The sequence below is a fragment of the Adlercreutzia muris genome, from assembly GCF_041223505.1.
GTDB lineage: Bacteria > Actinomycetota > Coriobacteriia > Coriobacteriales > Eggerthellaceae > Adlercreutzia > Adlercreutzia muris.
Genome location: NZ_JBCLQK010000004.1, coordinates 128,908 through 150,014 on the forward strand (window position 1 = coordinate 128,908; position 21,107 = coordinate 150,014).

Annotated in this window: 16 protein-coding genes; 11 read left to right on the forward strand and 5 right to left on the reverse strand. The window is 65.7% G+C overall.

What is annotated here, in order from left to right; translation table 11 throughout:
• Nucleotides 1–30: 30 nt before the first annotated feature.
• The gene (locus AAK988_RS05495) at nt 31–1,452 is read right to left on the reverse strand and encodes an FAD-binding protein (RefSeq protein ID WP_369873471.1); all 1,422 of its coding nucleotides are present in this window, start codon (nt 1,450–1,452) and stop codon (nt 31–33) included.
• 17 nt (nt 1,453–1,469) lie between these two features.
• On the opposite strand from AAK988_RS05495, the gene AAK988_RS05500 reads away from it, so the two are divergent.
• The 6 genes from AAK988_RS05500 to AAK988_RS11325 all read left to right on the forward strand — a co-directional run bounded on the left by AAK988_RS05500 (nt 1,470) and on the right by AAK988_RS11325 (nt 6,739).
• The gene (locus AAK988_RS05500) at nt 1,470–1,832 is read left to right on the forward strand and encodes a response regulator transcription factor (protein WP_240806151.1); all 363 of its coding nucleotides are present in this window, start codon (nt 1,470–1,472) and stop codon (nt 1,830–1,832) included.
• A 166-nt stretch (nt 1,833–1,998) separates the two neighbouring features.
• Nucleotides 1,999–2,751: a 23S rRNA (guanosine(2251)-2'-O)-methyltransferase RlmB gene (gene rlmB, locus AAK988_RS05505; RefSeq protein WP_151429526.1), complete on the forward strand. Its 753-nt coding sequence runs from the start codon at nt 1,999–2,001 to the stop codon at nt 2,749–2,751.
• Nucleotides 2,752–2,766: 15 nt separating this feature from the next.
• On the forward strand, nt 2,767–3,309 hold the full coding sequence (locus AAK988_RS05510) for an NYN domain-containing protein (protein WP_369873470.1): 543 nt from the start codon (nt 2,767–2,769) through the stop codon (nt 3,307–3,309).
• Between the two features lie 204 nt (nt 3,310–3,513).
• Nucleotides 3,514–4,509, forward strand: coding sequence for a helix-turn-helix domain-containing protein (locus tag AAK988_RS05515; protein ID WP_369873469.1), 996 nt, complete (start codon nt 3,514–3,516; stop codon nt 4,507–4,509).
• A 380-nt stretch (nt 4,510–4,889) separates the two neighbouring features.
• Nucleotides 4,890–5,810 carry a helix-turn-helix domain-containing protein gene (locus AAK988_RS05520; protein ID WP_369880478.1) on the forward strand — a complete coding sequence of 307 codons (921 nt, stop codon included), beginning with the start codon at nt 4,890–4,892 and terminating at the stop codon, nt 5,808–5,810.
• Nucleotides 5,807–6,739 carry a DUF4097 family beta strand repeat-containing protein gene (locus tag AAK988_RS11325; RefSeq protein ID WP_440132287.1) on the forward strand — a complete coding sequence of 311 codons (933 nt, stop codon included), beginning with the start codon at nt 5,807–5,809 and terminating at the stop codon, nt 6,737–6,739. Before AAK988_RS05520 ends, AAK988_RS11325 begins: the two co-directional genes overlap by 4 nt.
• A 255-nt stretch (nt 6,740–6,994) precedes the next feature.
• On the opposite strand, the gene AAK988_RS05530 is transcribed toward AAK988_RS11325, so the two are convergent.
• The gene (locus AAK988_RS05530) at nt 6,995–8,407 is read right to left on the reverse strand and encodes a S1C family serine protease (RefSeq protein WP_151429530.1); all 1,413 of its coding nucleotides are present in this window, start codon (nt 8,405–8,407) and stop codon (nt 6,995–6,997) included.
• Nucleotides 8,408–8,725: 318 nt separating this feature from the next.
• Nucleotides 8,726–10,372, reverse strand: coding sequence for a LuxR C-terminal-related transcriptional regulator (locus AAK988_RS05535; protein ID WP_369880479.1), 1,647 nt, complete (start codon nt 10,370–10,372; stop codon nt 8,726–8,728).
• A gap of 154 nt (nt 10,373–10,526) precedes the next feature.
• Here AAK988_RS05535 and AAK988_RS05540 point away from each other — a divergent pair, with 154 nt between their 5' ends.
• Genes AAK988_RS05540 through nrfD form a run of 4 tightly spaced genes read left to right on the forward strand, consistent with a single transcriptional unit; the run spans nt 10,527 to nt 14,807 of the window.
• Entirely contained in the window at nt 10,527–11,156 is a 630-nt protein-coding gene (locus AAK988_RS05540; protein WP_304854317.1) for a molecular chaperone TorD family protein, read from the forward strand.
• Between the two features lie 58 nt (nt 11,157–11,214).
• Nucleotides 11,215–13,398, forward strand: coding sequence for a molybdopterin-containing oxidoreductase family protein (locus tag AAK988_RS05545; RefSeq protein WP_278798518.1), 2,184 nt, complete (start codon nt 11,215–11,217; stop codon nt 13,396–13,398).
• Complete coding sequence (locus tag AAK988_RS05550) at nt 13,398–13,934, forward strand: 4Fe-4S dicluster domain-containing protein (protein ID WP_135971220.1); 537 nt, start codon at nt 13,398–13,400, stop codon at nt 13,932–13,934. The genes AAK988_RS05545 and AAK988_RS05550 overlap by 1 nt, the downstream gene beginning before the upstream one ends.
• 6 nt (nt 13,935–13,940) lie before the next feature.
• Nucleotides 13,941–14,807 (forward strand): NrfD/PsrC family molybdoenzyme membrane anchor subunit, encoded by an 867-nt coding sequence (gene nrfD / locus AAK988_RS05555; RefSeq protein ID WP_151429533.1) that lies wholly within the window; start codon nt 13,941–13,943, stop codon nt 14,805–14,807.
• Nucleotides 14,808–14,931: 124 nt separating this feature from the next.
• Here nrfD and AAK988_RS05560 read toward each other — a convergent pair whose 3' ends face one another.
• A complete protein-coding gene (locus tag AAK988_RS05560; RefSeq protein WP_369880480.1) occupies nt 14,932–16,455 on the reverse strand; it encodes an ATP-binding protein in 1,524 nt (507 codons plus the stop codon).
• Between the two features lie 55 nt (nt 16,456–16,510).
• Nucleotides 16,511–18,055 carry a vWA domain-containing protein gene (locus AAK988_RS05565; RefSeq protein WP_369880481.1) on the reverse strand — a complete coding sequence of 515 codons (1,545 nt, stop codon included), beginning with the start codon at nt 18,053–18,055 and terminating at the stop codon, nt 16,511–16,513.
• 360 nt (nt 18,056–18,415) lie between these two features.
• Between AAK988_RS05565 and AAK988_RS05570 the strand changes: the two genes are divergently transcribed.
• On the forward strand, nt 18,416–20,818 hold the full coding sequence (locus AAK988_RS05570; protein ID WP_369880482.1) for a hypothetical protein: 2,403 nt from the start codon (nt 18,416–18,418) through the stop codon (nt 20,816–20,818).
• Nucleotides 20,819–21,107: the final 289 nt, after the last annotated feature.

Here is a 21,107-nt window from a genome sequence, read left to right on the forward strand (position 1 = left end):
TTTTGGGAGGGGAGGCGTGTTCGGGGCGGCCTACCAGGTGCCGTTGTGCAGGTTCTTGCCCAGCAGGTAGCCGAAGGTGGTGCAGGGGCCGCCCAGGTTGATGCCCGGCACGTGGTAGTCATACACGTCGCCGTACATGTCGCCGACCACGGTGCCCACGCCGTATAGGCCGGGGATGGGGTCGTTGTTCGCGTCGCACACGTGCATCTGGATGTCGGTGTTCAGACCGCCGGTGATGCACAGCGTGTAGGGCTCGTTGCGGATGCCGTAGAAGGGCGGCTGGGTGACGGGCAGCAGGAAGCGCTTGTCCTTATGGAACTCGTCGTCGAGCCCGGTCTCGCAGTAGCCGTTGTAGCGCTCCACCTGGGCGAGGAAGGCCTCGCGGGGCAGGCCCAGGCCGTCAGCCAGCTCTTCCAGGGTATCGGCTTTCACGGCGGTTTCGGCCATGGTGGCATCGAAGCCGGCGTACTCGTCAGTGGTGGTCCAGTCGGTGTTGGGATCGAAGAGCATCTCGATGGCGTCCTTCACCTCCTGGGTGTCGCGGGGCTCCCCGCCGATGCGGTCGCCCTGCCACGGGGCCGAGGCGTCTACCCAGTTGGCGTCCCAGATGAGGAAGGCGCACCCGTCGGGCTGCACGCGCTGGGGGTAGGGCATGTAGCCGTAGGTGCAGTTCTCGTTGGAGTAGCGCACGCCCTTGTTGTTCACGAGCAGGCCGGGGAAGGTGGTCAGCGCGCCTTCCGCCCACCAGCGGCAGGGGAGCACCTCATCGCCCATGGTGGCGAGCATGGGGGCGTTGGGGGTGTACTTCTGCCAGGCAGCGCCGATCCACAGGGCCAGCTTCAGGCCGCTGCCGTCGTACACGCCGCCGTTGCCGAAGGGCAGGGCGATGGGGCAGTACTTCGCCACCATGTCCCTGTCCTGGGAGAAGTCGCCCGTGGCCAGCACCACGCCCTTCGAGGCCACGTAGCGCACCAGCCCGTTCTCGCCCTCGGCCACACAGCCCGTGACGCGGCCGGTGTTGTCGTCCTCGCGGTCGAGCTGTACGGCGGTGGTGTTGTAGAACACGCGGCCGCCGCCCTTCTGGATTTCCTCGGACAGGGCCTCCACGACCACCTGCTGGGAGGCGCCGGCGGCCTGGGCGCCCTCGGCCACGAAGGAATGGGACACGTTCAGGGTCTTCAGCGGACCGCCGTCCCACCAGTTCTTGCCGCCGTCTTGCTGGTTGTTCTCGATAACGGCGGTGATGCCGTAGGGCTCCACCTTGTCCATGAGCCAGTTCATGGCGTTGCCGGACTCATCGTAGACGAGCCACCACTTGTCCTGGTCCAGGCGGAAGCTGTTGGCGGCGAAGATCTCCTGGAAGATGGGCTCGATCTCCTCGCGGCTGTAGTCCATGCCCAGCTCATGGGTCAGGCGCGTGTTGAAGGCCGCGTTCGAGCCGCCGCGGGACACCGCCCGCGCTGGAGGCGATGAGCACCACGTCGGCGCCCTCTTCCACGGCGGGGTCGGCCTCGCCGTTCGGACGCCCGGCCCTCTTCGATGTGGGCGTGGGGGCGCTGTACTTCTTCACGTCGCACATGGTCATTCGCGCCCTGTATTATGTGGGCATCGACCGCACGCCCTGGGAGCTGACGGTCTTTTTATTCACGGTGGTTCTCTCCATCATTCTCGCCCTGGTGGCCCTGGGCCGCAGCGCCAAGTACATTTCGGAAGAGCTGATGGTGTCCTACAACACCACCCGCACCCATGTGCGCCACATCTACGAGAAGCTCAACATCCACAGCAAACAGGAGCTTATCGATCTGGTGCTCTTCGGCTCCGGCGTGATGTAGGGGTGCGCTCCCGTGACGCTTTGGCGCGGTTGGCGGGCCGGGCGCGGGTGCGGAGCTGGGCGCGTGGTACACTGCTGCGAACGAACAAAAGGCCCCCGAGCGGCCGTCCGGGTGCCGGTGCACGGCGCGGCGGAGGGCGGCGGCCCCAACCAACGAAAGCGAATCCATGGCTGATTTCATTGAAGGCAAGCGCCCGGTTATCGAGGCACTGCGCACCCACGTGCCCCTGAAGTACATCCTCATGGCCGATAACCTGAGTCAGGGCGACAGCATCGTGCGCGATATCCAGCGCAAGGCGAAGAATCGCAACATACCCATTAAGAAGGTGTCGAAGAAGAAGCTCGACGAAATTTCCGAACGCGGCAGCCACCAGGGTGTCATGGCCGAGGCCGAACCCTTCGGCTACGTGAACGTGACCACCATTCTGGAGGCGGCGGCGAAGTCGGCCGAGGAGCACGACGGACGGGCGCTCATCGTGGTACTCGACCACATTACCGACGCCGGAAACCTGGGGGCCATCGCGCGCTCGGCCGAGTCGGTGGGCGCTGCGGGCATCATCATTCCGAACAAGCGGGCGGCCCGGGTGACGGCGGCCACCTACAAGAGCTCGGCCGGGGCCATCTCGCACATTCCCGTGAGCCAGGTGGCAAACATTACGAGTACTCTGGACCGCCTGAAGGAAGAGGGCTTCTGGGTGGCCGCTGCCACCGAGCACGCGAGCGACTATATTTGGAATACGAACCTGAAGGGCAAGATCGTGCTCGTGATGGGCAACGAGGGCGAGGGCGTGTCGCGTCTTGTGCTGGAAAGCTGCGACTTTGGCGTGAAGCTGCCTCAGGTGGGCGAGATCTCCAGCCTGAACGTGGCCCAAGCCTCCACCGCCTGCATGTACGAGTGGCTTAGGCAAAATTGGGCCTAGCTTGCGGGTGGGAATGTGGCGAAGCAACGGAAGAAACTGCTGATCGTCGATGGGTACAACGTGCTGCGGTCGGGCAGCCGGTACCGGTGGCAGCCGCGGGCCGATGAGGACTACACCGACGACTTCTTCAACACGGCGCGCGAGCGGCTCATCAACGATGTGGTGAACTTCGCCGGGCGCGACATGGGCGCCGTCATCGTGTTCGACGCGGGCGACAACGAGCTTTCCCAGGGCAGCCGCACCAAGGTGGGCGGCGTGGATGTGGTCTTCTCGCCGGCGGGGCAGTCGGCCGACAAGGTGATCGAGAAGCTGGCCTACGATGCCGGCAAGCGCGGTGTGGAGACCATGGTGGTCACGAGCGACGCCGCCATCCAGGACACGGTGTTCGGCGGCGGCGTGGACCGCATGAGCGCCGAGGGGTTCTCCCATGAGATGGGCGAGTATTACGAGGACGCGCGGCTCGACGACACCCCGAAGGTGGCTCCCAAGCGCACCGTGGCCGACCGCATTCCCTCCGATACCTTGGCGAAGCTGAAGGCGCTGCGCGACAAGAAGTAGATGGCGGCCGGCTGGCATCGTGGTGTTCGGCGGTGGGCCCTGTCGGCAGTATTCGCGCAAGGGAGGGCGGTGTTTTCCCAGATCAGACATTCCGCAACCAATAATTGCGGGAAATGACAACGGGAATTGGTCGCGCGGGCGGCAGCGTTTCGGTAGGCTCGAAGGCAGTCGAGGAAGGCAAACGCAGAAGAAAGGGACCACACCATGAACGTTGAGATTGCCGAGCGCCTGGCCGCGCGCCGTAAGCAGGCGGGGCTGTCCCAGGAAGCCCTGGCGGAGAAGCTGGGCGTGTCGCGCCAGGCCGTTTCCAAGTGGGAGCGGTCGGAGTCATCGCCCGACACCGACAACCTCATTGCCCTGGCGAAGCTGTACGGGGTGTCGTTGGACGAGCTGCTGTACGTAGACGACGCCATTGCCGACGATGTGGCCTTCGAGGCGGCCGACCGGGCCGCGGGGCACCGGGGCGCGGCGGGCATGGCGGCTGGCGGGAGCACGGTGGGTGCGAGCACGACGGGCGGGAGCACGGTGGGCGCGGCTGCCGGCGATGCTGCCACTGGCGGCGCAGGCGAACCTGCGGCTGATGTCCGCGACAACGCGTCGTTCGGCCCCGACGGAATCAACTTCGAGAAGGAAGGCCGAGGCCACGTGCATGTGGGACCCGACGGCATTCGCGTGAACGACGGCAAGGACCATGTGCTGGTAAGCTGGGCCGACGGCGTGCACGTACGCGACCGCTACGGCCAGGAAGTGCACGTGGGCTGGGACGGCGTGCGCGTGAACACCACCGAGCCCGAGGCCGCCGACCACATCTTCGAGCACGCCTCCTTCGACGACATCGATTCCGACTTCGCCAAGCGGTGGATGAAATTCCCCTTCTGGGGCATCGTGCTGGCAGCCTACCTGCTGCTCGGCCTGGTGAGCGGCGCGTGGTGGCAGGGGCTGTTCTTGCTGTTCCTCATTCCCGTGTACTACATCGTGGGCGCGGCCATCGTGTCGCGCCGCGTGGCGCCCATGCTCTGCGGCCTGTATCCCGTCGGCGCCACGGCGTGGTTCTTCTGGATGGCCTTCGTGGTGGGCCAGTGGCATCCCGCGTGGGTCATCTTCCTCACCATCCCACTTGCGGAGATGATCATCGTGAAAACCTCCGAGCGCTGGCACCGCCGCCGGAATTGCGAGGCCGTTGTCGAGGAGGTGTCTTAGACGCGTGCCGTGCCGACGGCTCGAAGGGGCGACGTTGCGCCGAAGCCGACCGTCGCCCTTCCCAAACGGGCCGCTGTTGCTCCGAGCGAGTCTCCGCTGCCTCGAACGGGTTGCTGCCCCGCAGTTGGACGCCGCCGCCTTCCCTCAGCGCTTGGGCACCCCCGGTTCCTCGGAACACGGGGGCTTTTCTTTGGTATGCTGGTATCATTGAGAAAGTGATTGGCATTTTCCCAGGTGGCATATGGGGCAACCGCTGGTTGTCGCGGCAATGTTCCGCAGGATTTTGAAATTGACCACAAAGGGTGCTGGTGCAACTTCCAGGGAAACCATAGGGTGAAAGGCGAGACGTGACAACACGCAGGACACGAAAGGGAACCATGATGAACGTGGAGATCGCCCAACGCCTTGCCGAGCTGCGCCGCGAGCGCGGTTTCTCCCAAGAAGGCTTGGCCGAGCAGTTGGGGCTGTCGCGCCAGGCCGTTTCCAAATGGGAACGGGCCGAGTCGGCGCCCGATATGGGGAACCTCATTGCCTTGGCCGACTTGTACGGCGTGACGCTCGACGAGCTGTTGCGCGTGAGCCCCGAAGTTGAGGAAGACGTGCGCTACGAGTCGCAGGAGCGCGCCGAATCGGCCGAGAGCCAGGCGGCGGAAGCGGCCGAAGCGGCCCGCGCGGCGGCCGAGCGCGCCGAGACGGCAGCCGTGGCGGCCTCGGCGGCTGCCGAGAGCGATGGCGCCCAGAAGGTGGTCGTGGAGGTGAGCGCCCCGGCGCCGGGGGTCGGAGTGAGCGCGGGCGCCCGCGGAGTTGGTGCAGCCATGGGCGCTGGCTCGATGGCCGGCGGTATGCCCGGGGTTGCCGGTGCGCCTGCTGCGCCGCCGTATCCACAGGTCGCTTCCCCCGGCGGACCGTCAGTGCCGGGCGGCATGCCGGGCGGGGTGATGCCCGGCTACGGCGCTCCGCAGGCTCCCGTGCCGCCAGTGGGGGCAGCACCCTTCGGGGGCTCAGCCCCAATTCCCCCGGCGGCTGCGGTACCCATTGCGCCGCTCGCGCCGCCCCAACCGAAAGACCCGCTGCGCAGCTTTCCCTACCCGCTGCTGTGCGCTGTGCTCTTCTTGCTGGCCGGTTTCTGCTTCGGATGGTGGCATCCGGGCTGGATCATCTTCCTTACCATTCCGTTCTACTACTGGATTGTGGGCACGCTGGAATCCGACCCCGCCTACCGCGAATGGGTCGTCGAGCGTGGGCGCGCGGCGCAGGATGCGGCCCGTGAAGACGCCTCGTCTGAGGGAGGTGCCCGATGAAGCTGGCGACGAGCACGTGGGTGAAGATCGCGCTCATCGGGCTTCTGTGCCTGGGCGTGTGCGGATGGCTCGGCGGCTGCGGGCGGGGTGGGTGGTTCGCGAGCTCGCCGCTGTGGCCCGGCGGTGTGCTGGGTTGTGCTGGCATCAACGCCGTAGATGGCGCGCTGTCCGGCCTGGCCCAGCCTGGCAACTACGAAACCACTACCGAGGGAACCCGCTTCGAGGCGGATGCCTCCGAGGTGAGCGCCATCGAGGTGAATTGGCTGGCCGGCTCGGGGCAGGTGCGGGTGGCGCCCGATAGCGAGACAGGCGGCAAGGTGGTCGTGGAGGAGACGGTGCGCGGTGGCTCGTGCCCCGTGATGGTGTGCGAGGTCGAGGGCGGCACCCTTTCCGTTTCCTACATGGAGGGCCATGGCGGCCTGTCCGGGTGCTCGCAGAGCTGGTTCGGCCAGAAGGACCTGACGGTCACGGTGCCCGCGTCCCTTGGCGAGAAGCTGGAGCTATTCGGTTTGGAGGCGGCTTCGGGCCGCTATACCGTGGAGAATCTCAACTGTGGTGAGCTGGAGCTGGGCGTGGCCTCGGGTGAGGTGGATATGACGGGGCTTGCGGCCAAGTGCGCGGAGCTCAGCGTGGCGAGCGGTCGGGTGCACGTCCAGGGTGCCATCACCGAGAACATCGGCCTCGACCAGGCATCGGGCGACGTGAGCCTCTCGCTGCCCGACGCAGCGCCTGCGGAGGTGACGGGCAGCATGGCCTCAGGCTCGCTGACGTTGGAGCTGCCCGCCGACACGCAGCTGGCGGCCGAGGTCGACAAGACGAGCGGCAACTTCAACAACGAGCTTGCGAACCAGGGGAATGGCAACGGAAAGCCGTGCAGCCTCTCTTTCGCCATGATCAGCGGCGCCTTCACGGTGCGTCCCGCAGCTTAGGGGCGATGGGAACGGCAATTCGCCTCGGCGCCAGGACGTACGGGCCCGGATTGCGAGGAAAATGACAGTTCTCGTAGTTTCGGCGAGAGAGGTGCGGGCGTTTTCCCAGGTCGCTTCTTCGACTCGTGGCGCTTTCTGCGAAAAAGCTATGAGAAACGGCATTTTCGCCGCATTTCAGCAAGCGCAAAAGGAAGTGCCCTCCGCGGAGGGCACTTCTGCGTTTCGGGCTTGGTTGGTGCGCGTTGGCTGTGCGGCTTAGCGCTGGCCGAAGAGGTCGTCCAGGTTCAGGCCGCGGCCGTCCTGGCCGTAGGGGTCGCCGTAACCGTAGCCGTTGCCGCCGTCCTGGCCGTAGCCGTAGCCATCGCCCTGCTCGGGCATTGACTGCTCCAGCTGCTTCTTGGCCTCGGCCGCGGCCTTCTGGCTGGCGGCGTCGTCGCCGAGGGTCACCTGGATTTCCTGCTCCTGGCCATTGCGGTTCACGGTCAGCGTCACGGTGTCGCCCGGCTTCTCGCCGCGCACGGCCAGCATAAGATCGCTCGCGCCTTCCACCTTCTCGCCGTTGAGGGCCGTGATGATGTCGCCCTCGGCCAGGCCCGCAGCCTCGGCGCCGGAGCCCTGGGCCACACTGGCCACATAGGCGCCGCTCTCGGCAGGCAGATTGTAGCTGCCGGCCATCTGGTCGTTCACCGTGGACAGGCTCACGCCGAGCTGGGCGTGGGTCGGAGTCTCGCCGGCGATGATCTGCTGGGCCAGGTTCACCGCATAGTTCGCGGGAATGGCGAAGCCCACGCCGGAGTAGTTGCCGGAATAGGAGGTGATCAGCGTGTTGATGCCGATGAGCTTGCCGTCGGCGTCCACCATGGCGCCGCCGGAGTTGCCCGGGTTGATGGCCGCATCGGTCTGGATCATGTTCGGGTAGATGGTGACCTCGCCCGATCCGCCGGCCTGGGCCGAAGTGCTGGCGTCCATGATCTGGGAACGGCTCGTGGCCGATACGATGCCCGTGGCCACGGACTGCTCCAGGCCGAAGGGAGCGCCCAGGGTCATAACCCACTGGCCCACGGTAAGGTCGTCGGAATTGCCGATCTCCATGGGGGTGAGGCCATTGGCGTCCTTGGCCTTCAGCACGGCCACGTCGGAGGACGGGTCGGCGCCCACCAGCTCGGCGTCGTAGGTGTTGCCCTCGATAGTCACCTTGAAGGCCTGGCCGCCGTCTACCACGTGGTTGTTGGTGATGAGGTAGCCGTCCTGGGTCATCACGACGCCGGAACCGGTGCCCATGGCCTGGAGCTGGCCGCCCGCATCGGCGTAGGTTTCCACGAACACCACCGACGGCAGACACTTGGCCGCCACGGCCTCGGCGAGGGTCTCGCCATTCTGGGGCGTGAGGGCCGCCTGGCTCATGGGGGCGGGCTCGTTCGCGGCCTCGGCGGTGGCGGGGTTGATGACGGCGCCGTTGATGCCGAGGGCCAGCATGCAGGCCATGGCCGCGCCGGCGAAGCCCGTGAGGAAGGTGCGGCTGCGCTTCGACTGGGCGCCGGGCACGGTCTCGGCCACCGACGCGGCCACCGAGCGGTCGATATCGAAGGCGGGGACGCTGTCCGCGATGAGCTCGGCGGGGCGAGCGTGGTTGCCGCGAGGAGAAGGATTCGTGTTGAAGTTCGTCATGATGGCTCCTTTTTGAAGGGGTCTGTCTTTTGCTGGAGCGCAGACTATCACGGCGAAACATGGAAGATCGGCTGCGGCAACCCCTCGTCATGCTCCCGACACGCAGATACACCAACGAGAGTAGTCCGCACGGATGAGGGGGCCGCCCTTTCCCGGTGAGCATGGATCACTGTTCCGAAAGAGGGACGCCTGATAGAGCAAGGAGCTGGGATGTTCTTACCGGGCAAGAGCGTCCCGGTCTGCCTGGGGGCGGCCGCGCGCGACACGGCCGCCGCTTTTGCGCCGCTGCCGTCCTGGGACGGCGGCGGCGCTGGCAATTCAGTACTTGTCCACGAGGTCGATGAGCTCCTGCTTGGAATGGATGCAGGTTTTCTCGAAGATGCGGCGGGTGTGGGTGCGGATGGTGGATTCCGATACGAACAGCGCCTCGGCGATAACCTTGGCGGAGCGACCGCGGGCCAGATAGGGGAGCACTTCGGCCTCCCGGCGCGTCAGGCCGTAATCCTCGGCGATGAGGGCGAAGACGGCCTCGTCGGGGGTATCGTCAGCTGGGGGCTCCTTTTCGGTGCCTGCGGCGTCGGTTGTGGCATTTGCCATGGCAGCTTCGGCATTGGCCGAGTCGATTTCGGCGCTCTCGGCCGAGGAAGTGCCATCGGCGCCGTTCTCGCTCGCAGTCGGTTTGCTGCCGAGGTTCACGCAACCGTAGACGATGGCGGGGCCGGTCAAGGAGGGGGCAGGCTCCGCGTCGTCGTCATCTTCGGGAACCTCGAAGGATGGGTGCTTGGCGCTGTGCCAGAGGAACCACAAGAGCATGACCAGGAGATATACGGCCGCAATGCAGACGCCCACGATGGCGCCGCTGGCCACCTCGGGTACGAGCATGACCAAATAGCCGATGCCAATGCCGATGAGCCGCGCCAGAATGGAGAGGGCGCGCACGAGGCCGCCCACCACGAAGCCAGATACAGCGAAGTCGTAGGCTGTGGCCGCCACCGTGTACCAGATGATGACATCGAAGACGCCGTAGATGGCGCTCATGATGGCATTCAGGATCACCGGATGCACGGTCCAGAAGAAGGGAACGACGGCGAAGAGCGCGATAGAGACGGGAATGAGCAGCTGGTAGGTCCAGGACAGGTTGATGTGGCGTCGCGAAGCGATGACGAAGGCGAGCAGCCCGAGGGCCGCGATCAAGTTCAGCACCAGGGGAAAGCCATGGGCATCGGTGGCCGAGTCGACGCTGAGCACAGCCGTTTCCCACATGAACCCGAACAGGCAGGAAAAGATGAGGGCAGCGATGATGAGCGGCACGAGGGAGGTGAGGGCGCTCAGATAGCGCCTCCCCTCCGCCTGGGGCTCGGGCTCGCAGGCGCTATCGGTTCGACAGCGTATAAGGCAGAGCAGCGAGATAACGGGCAGGGGCGCCATGAGCAGCACGGGCGGAACGGCGGCCAGCGATGCCGCCAGGCTGATGCCCAGGAAGAGGACGGTGGTGAGGAAGAACGCCGCGGGCGCGTAGAGCACGGTGCGCGAAGGATGCATGCGCCCGAGCACGTCGGCCCAGCTTCCCCAGAAGTAGCCGTAGCCCACCCCGGCAAGGGCTGAGCCGGCCACGAGGGCGGCCACGAGGCCGCCGCCTTCGAAACTGGCGCCTGCTAAATGGATGAGGGCGATACCGGCGATGATGGCGCCGCAGAATAGCCACGGGGAGAACTTCGCCAGGTTCTCCGGTGTGCGTTCCACGAGGGCCGAGATACTGAACAAAGTGGTCATGTTCGCGAGGAACGAGACGACCACCACCAAGGTGTTGAATTCCGGTGTGTCGGCGTTGCCGGTCAGCAAAATGGCGCTGCGGAAGGTGAGCATGCTGCACGCCCAGAAGAAGGCAAGGCCGAGATAGCGCAGCCGCAGAGAACGCGGGGATGACACATCGCCCGTGCGGGAGAACTCAATCATCGTTGCCATTGGCCCTCCCCTCCTCATACCATGCTCTATCTGGGCATTTGCTGGCGTGTCATCTATTATGACCGACTTGCTTTCAGGCAAATCATCAGAAACTGATGATATAGAGCGAGGCCGACGATTCTAGCATGGGTCGCCATCGAGAGGAGGTGCGATCATGCAGAAGCGGGCAAATTACGTGAGGGCCTTAGGAGCGTTGTTCGCGCTCTGGGGTGCCGATTATCCCGCGGCCTATGAAGGAGCTCAAGCGGCGGCGGTCGATGGCCTTGCCGCTCCCGCACCCCCCTCGGCGGCAGTGCGCCGCCGTCTTGAGGACGAGGTGCTCACCTTGGGGGCCCTGGCCGCAACCCTTCCCGTGGAATCTCTCTATAAGCCGTGGGCCTCTATGTCGGGAGGTGACGGGGACGGCCCGGCGCAGTTCGGTGCCGCGCGGAACCTGCTGCTTGGAGACAGCGCCCAGCATATGCGCGCGCTCTACGATGAGCTGGAGTTGGAGGTTCCTCCCGCCTACGAGGCCATGCCCGACCATGTGGTCCTGCTGACCGAAGTAGCGTGCCTGTACGCAGAGGCGGGCAATGGCGAAGCGGTGCGCGCTCTGCTGGCCGACCACCTCGATTGGCTCAGCGCTTACGAGGAAGCCCTGGCAACCCGACTTGCGGCCCTCAAGGCACACCCGTTGCCCGTGGCACAGCACCACGATGAGCTGACGGCTGCCCTGGCCCACGGTCGCGAACTGACGGGGGCCCTGACCCGGGCGATTCACAATCTTTCCCAGAGCCTTCGGTAAAACGCCGAAGGGCTTCAGAGACAAGGAGAACGCAGACATGCAAGAGAAGGAGGCTTTAATGCGCTGCAATCCCACCAGGCGGACCTTTCTGAAGGGCACCGCCGCCACCGCCGCGCTGGCTGCCGTGGGCACCTGCTCGGTGGCCGCGTGGCAGGCCGAGCGGGCCGAGGCTGCCGGGGCGAAGACCCAGGGGGCGTCGCTGTGCAACGGCTGCTCAAGCAAGTGCGGTCTGGTCGCCACTACCCTCGATGGGCGCCTGTGGACCGTGGAGGGCATGGAAGAGCATCCCTATTCCAAGGGAACGCTGTGCGGTCGCGGCCACGGTACGGCCCAGTGGGCCTATTCCGATGGTCGCCTGACCCAGCCCATGAAGCGGGCCGAAGACGGCAGCTTCGCCCCCATCAGCTGGGACGATGCCTTTGCCGAGATCGGGGCCAAGGTGCAGGAGATCCTGGCTGAGGCGGGACCTGAGGCCCTGGCCATCGTTCAGGATCCCCGTCCCTCGGGCAAGTACTACAGCAAGCGCTTCATGAATGCGCTCGGTTCGGCCAATGTGTACACCCACGCCGCCGCCTGCAACCTGTCTAAGGAAAGCGGCATCCAGGAGGCCACGGGCGCATCGAACTATTCCGTGGATTTCCCGAACACCAAGATGGTGGTCTTCATCGGTCGCAGCTACGGCGACGGCATCCGCCCCTCGTCGGTGAAGAGCCTGGCCGGGGCTGCCGACAAGGGCGCTCGCGTGGTCATCGTGGATCCGCGCTTGAACAACACCGGCATCTTCGCCACCGATTGGGTGCCCATCAAACCTGGCACCGACATCGCCCTTCTGCTGGGCATTGCCAACGTGCTGGTGACGAACGATTTGTATGACCACGAGTTCATCGAGCAGTTCACTGTGGGCTTCCCGGAGTTCGCGGCCCAGGTGGCCGAGTACACGCCGGCGTGGGCCGAGGGCATTTGCGACGTGCCGGCCGATACCATTGTGGAGCTGGCCGAGGCCCTGGCTGCCGCAGCGCCCGCCTGCGCCATCGAGCCCTCCTGGCGCGCGGCCTTCGGGTGCGCCTACCAGAACTCCTTCGAGACGGCCCGCGCGGTATGCGCCGTGAATGCGCTTCTGGGCTGCTGGGGTCAGAAGGGCGGCGCGCTCATCACCTCCTCGCCCAAGGCCGGCGATGTTGATCCGGCGAAGTTCCCCGAGGTGCCCAAGCCCGCGGCCAAGCGCGTGGGCGACGCCGAGTTCCCCCTTGCGCTGTCCGGCACCGGCACCAACCTGGCCGTGCTGAACGGCTGCAACGACGGCACCGTGCAGGGCGTGTTCTTCTACAACTCCAACGCGGTACAGGGCTATGCCCAGCCGGCGAAGTGGCGCGAGGCTCTGGCCAAGGCCAAGCTGGTGGTGACTATCGACGTGCAGATGAGCGAGACGGCCCTCGCCTCCGATTACGTGCTGCCCGAGTGCACCGTGCTCGAGCGTATGGAGCTGCCCGAGTTCATTGGCGGCAAGAAGCACTATGTGGCGCTGCGCACGCCGGTGATCGATCGCGTGCACCCCGAGACCAAGTCCTGTGACGAGATCTTCGTCGGCCTGGCCGAGGCCTGCGGCGTGGGGCAGTACTTCCCCTTCACCGTGGAGGAGCTGGCCGATGCCCAGCTGGCCACGGTGGGCACCTCCCTTGATGCGGTGCGCGAGGCCGGCATCGTGGAGTTGGCCGATCCGGGCTTCGAGTTCGGCACGCCCACGTTCAAGACTCCCACGGAGAAGTTCCAGTTCACCTCGGCGAAGGTGGCCGAAGCGGGCTTGAACCCGGTTATCGGCTATGTGCCGCGGCTGGTGGAGCCGGCGGCGGGGGAGTTCTCCCTTATCGGTGGCAAGCAGGGCATCCACTCCCACACCATGACGCTGAACCTGGAGGCCCTGAACGCCATTTCCCGCGAGTACCAGCTCGAGCGTTTGTGGATGGCCGCCTCCGATGCCGCTGAGCTGGGCATTGCCGATGGCGACACGGTGGAGCTGTCCTCGAGCGAGGCTTCGGGTCGTGTGGCCGTCAAGGTGACCGAGCGCTTGAAGCCCGGCGTGCTGTTCTTGCCCACGCACTACGGCAGCACGTCGCCCTATCTCACCCGCGCCCAGGGCTTCGGCCTGAACATGATGGACTTCATCCCGCTGCATCTCGAGCCCGCCGTGGGCTCCACCATGAGCCAGGAAGTGGCGGTTACGGTTAGGAAGGTGGAAGACTGATGACCCGCTATGGCATGCTCATCAATACGAAGAAGTGCGTCGGCTGCTATGCCTGCCGCATCGCCTGCCAGATGGTGAACGGCCTCGATCACGAGGAGGCGTTCATCAAGTTCGACGAGGTGGAGCAAGGCGCGTATCCCAACGTGTACGCGGAAGTGGTGCCGGTGCAGTGCATGCACTGCGAGGACGCCCCCTGCGAGGCCGTGTGCCCCACCCACGCTACCTACACCACCGATTCCGGCGTGGTACTGGTGGACGAGGGCAAGTGCATCGGCTGCAAGTACTGCATGGCCGCCTGCCCCTACGGCGTGCGTGTGCAGATCGAAAAGACCGGCGTGATCGAGAAGTGCCGCTTCTGCTGGTACGAGGGCCAGCCGGGCAACCCGCCGCGCTGCGTGAACACCTGCGTCTCCGGTGCCCGCATCTTCGGAGACCTGGACGATCCCGAAAGCGAGATCTGCCGGGAGATCGCCCGCACGAACGCTCAGCCCCTGGCGAGCGACTTGACCGCCGCGAAAATCTACTACGTGAGGTGATGACCAATGGTTTGGGGATCTATGATCGCATGGTACCTGTTCTTGGCGGGTGCATCCGCCGGGGCCTTCCTCACTTCGGCCTTTGTGGAGGCGAAGTACCCCGATAGCGTGAAGATGCGCGTCGCAGGCCGCATTATCGCGCCGATCTTCCTCGGCATCGGGCTGCTCATGCTCATGCTGGATGCGGAGGCGGGGCTGCATAACCCGCTGCGCTTCTTCTACCTGGTGATGAACCCGGGTTCCGTAATGACCCTCGGCGTGTACTTCATCTGCGTGTTCATGCCGGTATCGGTGGTTGCCGCTCTGCTTGAGGTGCTGCGCCGTCCCGTGCCCAAGGGGCTGACCTGGGTGGGCATCGTGTCCGCCTTTTGCGTGGCCGCCTACACGGGTTTCCTGCTGGGCGTCGTGAAGGCCTATCCGCTGTGGAATAACGCCATTCTGCCGGTGCTGTTCGTGGTGTCGGCCCTCTCGGCCGGTCTTGCCGCCACGAGCTTGGTGGGTCTGGTGACCGACCGGGAGCGTTTCGAACACATGTGGCTCATCAAGAAGAGCCATGTGATCCTGTCGGCCATCGAGATGGTGGTGCTCGTGACCATGCTCGTCATCGTGAGCTCGGGCAGCGCCGAGGGCGCCGCGTCGGTGGCTTCGCTGGTGTCGGGCCAGTACGCGCCCATGTTCTGGGGCGGCCTGGTGCTGCTCGGCCTGGTGGCGCCCTTCGCTATCGAGGGATACCCCGTGTTCATCACGCGGAAGGTGGAGACGTCCACCACGTCCATGGTGGTGAGTGTCATCGGCGAGGGCGGTGTACTCGTGGGCGGCTTCATGCTGCGCCTGCTGGTTATTTTGGCGGCCCTGCCGGTGGTGTACCTGTAGACCCTTCAATAATGGGGCCGGGACACCTTACCGGGTAAAGTGCCCCAAAGTGTCCCGGCCCTCGAATCCTGCACAGTGGGACACCTTACCCGGTAAGGTGTCCCACTTCTATCGGGGTGCGCCCCTACTCCTCTTCCAGGGTGATGCGGTCGATGCGGGCGGCCAGGTCGCTGCCGCGCTCGTAGAACTGGAGGTTCTGGTTGTGGGCGAAGTAGCGCTCGCAGCCGTGGTCGTTGATGAAGGCCATGCCGGCGCGGTTGACCGATAGGTCGGTTACCAGCATGAGCATCTCCTGGCCCTCGCCGAAGGCCTCTTCAACGAACCTGAACACGTTGTCCAGGGCGGCTGCGGCGTCATCGATGCTGCCGTCCAGCGCGTCCAGCCGCTCGTTGAAGTGCTCCCGCAGCAGGTTGAACGTGGGCCCCTCCGGTCGTTCGGCCCCGGTGCGCAGCACCTCGTCCAGCAGGCCGATGGCCCGCTCGAAGGAGCGGTAGCGCTCCTCGGTAAGCAGGCTCGCGGCCCGCTCCGTATCGCGGTCGTGGGCGAGGGCCGTGGCGGTGGCGCGCATGAGATCGGCCCCGTTGCCGTTCTCGGCCACGCCTGCGGCAGCCAGGCGCGCCTTCAGATCGGCCAGCACGCCGTGGGTGAACGCCGCGGCCTTCTCTTCCATAACGGCTTGGCGCAAACGGCCCACCGTGGCATCCACGATGAGCCCCATGACGGCCACGCGCTCGTCGAAGGGCGCCCGCCGTGCCCGCTCGGCCAGGCCCGTATCGGCCGTGCCCTCGAGAATGCGGTCGATCTGATAATCGCTGCGATACTTCGTGAACAGGTCGTAGTACATCGCGAACCGTTTCGCGATGTCGCCGTTCTGCACGTACTGTTCCACGAGCAGCTCGTCGACGGCCAAGCCCTGGGCCTCGTAGAGCTTGATCATGGCCGACAGGTCGTCCCAGCCGCGGGCTGTGACGAAGGATGCGCCGTCGGGCGTGGCCTCCACGGCGTAGAAGTGGTTGCGCTCGATATCGAGGTAGGTGATGACGGCCGGGTGCACTTCCGCTGACACGGCGAATTCGCGCCACACGTCGTAGTCGGGCTCCACCTCGATGCGCTTCAGGCGGTCCCAGGTGGCGATGTCGAAATCGTGAGCCGTGCGGTTGTACTCGGGCGGGTTGCCCGCGGTCACCACAATCCATCCGTCGGGCACGGCGTGGCGGCCGAACACCTTGTACTGCAAGAATTGCAGCATGGCCGGGGTGAGGGTCTCCGACACGCAGTTGATCTCGTCTAGGAACAGGATGCCCTCGGGACGGCCCGTGGATTCCATGGCCTCGTAGACCGAGGCGATGATCTCGCTCATGGTGTACTCGGACACCTGGTATTCCACGCCGCCATAGGTCTTCGTGGCGATAAAGGGCAGGCCTAAGGCGCTTTGGCGCGTGTGGTGGGTCATGGAATAGGACACGAAGCCCACTTCCAGTTCCTGGGCGATCTGCTCCATGATGGCCGTCTTGCCGATGCCCGGGGCGCCGAGCAGAAACACCGGGCGCTGGCGGGCGGCTGGCAGCTGGTAATTGCCGAACTCATCCTTGGTGAAATAGGCCACCATGGCGTTCTTGATCTGCTGTTTCGCTTCGCGGATGTTCATAGGGGCTCCTTTACGGACGGCGGTTCGTGAAATGGCGGCGAGGGAAGAGCTATGGTCAGAGGGGCTCCTCTTCCAATACGAAGGTCTCGTCCAAAACGACTTTCATGGCCCACGGAGGCACCGGGGCGCTGGCGGCGGCATCGTCGGAATCGAGGAAAACGAAGGCGGTCTCAAAGGCGGGGCGCCGGGTGGGATAGGTGCCCTGGCCGTCGGTGAAGTAGATGAGGCCGCCGAGGTCGTTCAGCTCGCCAGCCGCGAGCGCTTCGTCCACGTAGGCGAACACGGGACGGAAATCGGTGCCCCCCAGGCCCTTGATGACAGGATTTTCCAGGTAGTCTTCCAAATCGCGCAGGCAGGTGATGCGGGCCACGTCGGTCACGGCGGCATCGCACTGGATGACGAGCACGTTCATCTTCGAGAAGAAACTCGTCTCGTCGGCGAGGATGGAATAGGTGCGCTCGATGAAGCGCCGCACGAGGCCGTCTTTGGTGGAGGCCGAGGTGTCGATGGCGATGACGAAGTCGCGGATGCGCTTCTCCTCGGCGAATTCCACCGGCTCCACGAGGGGCAGGTTGCCGTACAGCTGAAGGCCGTAGGTGTAGAAGACGTAGTCGAACTCGTCGTCGTTCACGCGAATCTGCTCGCCCATGCGGGAGAACTTGCGCAGGAAGGCGCGGTAGTCGTGCTTCTCGCGGGTGACCTTGCGCAGGTTCATGGCCAAGTTCGAGCCCTCGATGCCCCACAGCTTCGCGTAGGCGTCCAGCTGAATGCCCATTTCCAGGGCGGCGTTCTCCCACTGCTCGCGGGAGCGGTCCAGCTGCACCGTGTCGGCGAAGCGCTCGCCGATGGCCCGGGCGGCGTGCTCGGGTGCCTCCTTTTGGGTGATGTCGGCGGCATCCATGGCCCGGTGGGCCTTGTGGCTGTAGGGAACGTCGGCGGCCTCGTCGGGAATATCCATATCGGTGCCGGGGGTATCGGCCGCGCCGGCGGCGGCGCTGCGTTGCCCCGTGCCCTCAGCGGCCTCGCCCTCGGCCAGGGTGCCATCGTCTCCCTCGGCCACGGCGACGGCGTGCCAGGGGCGATGGTCGTCCACGGAGAAGCGGGCTGCGAGGTGAGCAAATTCATCGGCGCTTGCGCCCGCAGCGCGGCGCTCGCGCAGGGCCGCGTAGACGCGTTCGGCGGTCATAAGGCCGGCTTCTTCGGCCATGCGCTCCAGCTCGGGGCGCGAGGCGGCGGCCGTTGCCGTACGCGTAGCGGGAAGATCCAGCTGGTCGATGACCGATTCCACCACCATATCGCAGGCGATGTCCCACAGATCGGGCTCCACATTCGCGCCAGGATACAGGTGCAGGAACACGTTGTGCAGCACCACGTGCAGGTAGGAGCGGGTGGCCTCGGCGCTGTCGCGGGCATAGGTGCGGGCCCAGGTGGCCGGGTCAAAGCGCAGGTGGGCGCCATCGGTGGCGAGGGTGGCGCCGGGAGTGGGCAGGGGAGCCAGCCGCGCGAAGGCGGCGCTCATGAAGCGCAGGTTCACCAGAAGGCCGTTGCGCACCAGGTCGAGCGCATCGAGGGCCAGCGCCTCCATCTCGCGTTCGTGCACCGTGCCCCACTCCTCTCGCCCTCGCGCGCCGCGCCGCGCTCCTTTCGCCCTCGCGCACCGCGCCGGGCTTCTCTTGCAAGGAGAGCACTCTCGACTTTTCCGGCCAAAAAGGCTTCGAGTGAGCTCTTTCTCTCGCGAAAAGCAGAGAAACGAAGCCTTCTTTGCGAAATCTGGCGACAAAACAGGGCCAAAATCGCACGAGAACGCCGTTTTGCGGGTCAAGAGCGCTCACTCGAAGCCTTTTTGGCCGGAAATCGACAAAGTGCTCTGTCGTTGTGCCGTTTCGTGGCGTAGTGTAGCATGGGGCGCACACGGGGTAAACAGCCTGCGAGCATCGGAATTGGGAAGGTGCACAAAACTATGGACGGTAATGCTCTGGTCTTTCGCGACGCAACTTCTTCCATCGACAATCTCATTGCGCGGGCGCAAGAAAACCCGCTGGCGCTCTCGCTGGCCGATGTGATCCTGGAAGAGCCAGGCCACGCCATTGAGGGCGAGAACTGGCGCCCGCAGCTGGCCCCCTATAAACCCTGGGTGCACGATGCGGCCCTGGACGAGACTGACGAGCTTGATGGCACCGACGGCGACCTGCTGATCGTGGGCGCTCTTGGCATGGGCATTTCAGACGAGGAGCGCATGGCGCTGATCGGCGACGCGCTGCGCGGGGAGGCGGCCGGCGCCGCCGGGGCCGAACGGCCGCTCACGCCCCACGAGCTGTGGACGCTCGGGCAGACGCCCCGCTGGATTACGCCCCATGAGCGTGAAACATCACAAAACCGTGAAACACTTGAAAATAACCGTGGAACAACAGATACATGCCGTGAAACAAATTTGGCAGCCTGTGAAACATCAGGAATGTTGCATGAAACATCGAGCGAAGCTGATGAAGCGCCGGGCGATTCCTATGGAATGGCGGCCACTGACTATTTCGCTACCATGGTGCCGGTGCAGGTGCGCCGCGACGGTGGTGGCTTCGCCCTGTCGGCCGTGCACCTGTCGGCTTTGGCCGACCATGGGCTTCCCAGCGATCAGCTTATCGTGGCGGTGCCGGCGTTCATCGACGGGGTGCCCGTGGTGCGCATCGCGTCGGAGGCCTTCGCCCGGCGCTTCACGAGCGGTGCATCGGTGCGGCTGCTCGTGGTGCCCGACACAGTGGAGGTGATCGGCGCCCAGGCCTTCGGGTCAGTGTGCGCCGAGGTGGTGTACTTGGGCGCGGGCGTGCGCGTGTACGACCCGGCGCCGCTGGACTTGGCGCTGCCCAACCCGCGGCTGACGGCCCGGCGCTACCGGGTAAGCCCCTCCAACGAGCGCTTCGTCGTGGTCGGGGACTGTTTGCTGGAGCGAATTGGGGCCGCTTCGTCCTCGAGCGTTGGGGTTGCCGCAGGTAACGCGGACGGGGGAGGCGGCAATATCGGCGATTGCCCCATCAATGGTGCAATCGGGCGGCGCACTGCTGTCAGTGGAGGCCCCGTGGCCGATGACGACGGGAGCGTTTTCCGCCTGTTGTTTGCGGAGGCGCCCTATGGCGAGCGGCTTGCCATGCCCGATGGCGTGCAGATCGTGGGGCCGGCCCTGCTGGCGAAGGGGGTGACCCCTCCCCACGTCATCGATGCTCCGGCATCGTTGGCCCGTGTCGACGGCGCCGTGCCTCCCGAGACCGTGTGGCGTGGCGACGACCCGGCAGCCCTTGCCCGGGTGGTCGCGCGCTGCGGCGGCCGCGTGACCGACTTCCAGGCAGTGGAAGATGCCCAGTGCTGGTACGGTTTCGCCGCGCCCGCGCCCATGGCTGCGCCTGACAACGGCGACGCGGCCGTTGCCGGCTCCCCGTCGGCACCATTCGCGGCCGCTTCAGCGTCGCCCACCTCCCGCGAGGCCCATCTGGTGGCCGGGCCGCCGGCGCCCGATTCGGTGTCGCGCCAGTTCTCGTCTGCGGCCCATGCGCGGATGCGCGGCGCGTCCGACGTGTCGGCCCGGGAGGCGGCGGCCAGCGCGGCCAGCGCCATGGTGGCGCCCGTGTCGGCGGCCGACCGTCTGGCGCTGCCCCGGACGGTAGAGGGCGTCCCGCTCACGGTTGTTGCCGAGCGGGCTCTCATCACGGCACCGGCCACCCTTTCCCTTCCCGACACCGTGCGCGCGGTGCGCGACGGCAACGCCTGCAAGGGCACGCGCAAGCTCATGCTGCCCGAGGGCCTGCGTACCATTGGCGCCCACTGCTTCTGCTCGCGCACACTGGCAGGACCGGTGCTCATTCCTGCTAGCGTTACCAGCATCGGCGAGGGCAGCTTCGAGTACGCCGTGGTGCGCCTGGCCGCGGCCGATGCCGTGGTGCACATCACGTCTGACCAGCTCATGAGTTGCTTCTTGGCCACGCCCGACGACGGCATTCCCTTCGACTTCACCCGCTACGACGATCAGCTGCTTACAGGTCGCGGCCTGCCCGATCACCTGGGGGCACTGCTCCATCGCCTGGCCGCTCCCTTCCGCTTGGCGCCCGCGATGCGCGACCGTATCGTGGAAGCCCTGCGCGAGCGGGCGGTCGAGGCGTGCCAATACGTGGCCCGCGAGGGGGACATCGCCATGGTGCGGGCCTTGGCCGACGCCGGCTTCCTCGATGACGGCGATCTCTTCGACCGTCAGATCGAGCGCCTGCGCGCCAGCAACCGCACCGACTGCGTCCTGTTCCTCATGAACTGGCAGCACGACCGCACCGAGGCCGCTCGCGCCACGGCCCCCCAACGGGCTCGCGACCGCTTCGCGCTGTAGATGCCGACTTGGTCTCCGGAGGTGCACTGCGTGGCAAAGTGCTTCGCAGATCAACAGCCGCAAAATACCGATCTGATCGCGAAAAACGATGTTTTCGGCCGTTTTTTCGTGATTTCAGGCCGACTGCAACGGAAAGCTGCCCCGAAGTGATGATGCGCCCGTTCGTATCGTCGATTCGCGCCCAGAACTGCATTATGCACCCCCTTTCGGGAGAGAAATAGCCCCGAAATAGCGATGCGCCTGAGCGCACCGGTGTTTTGCGCCCAAAAAAGCACGCCCTTCCGGCGAA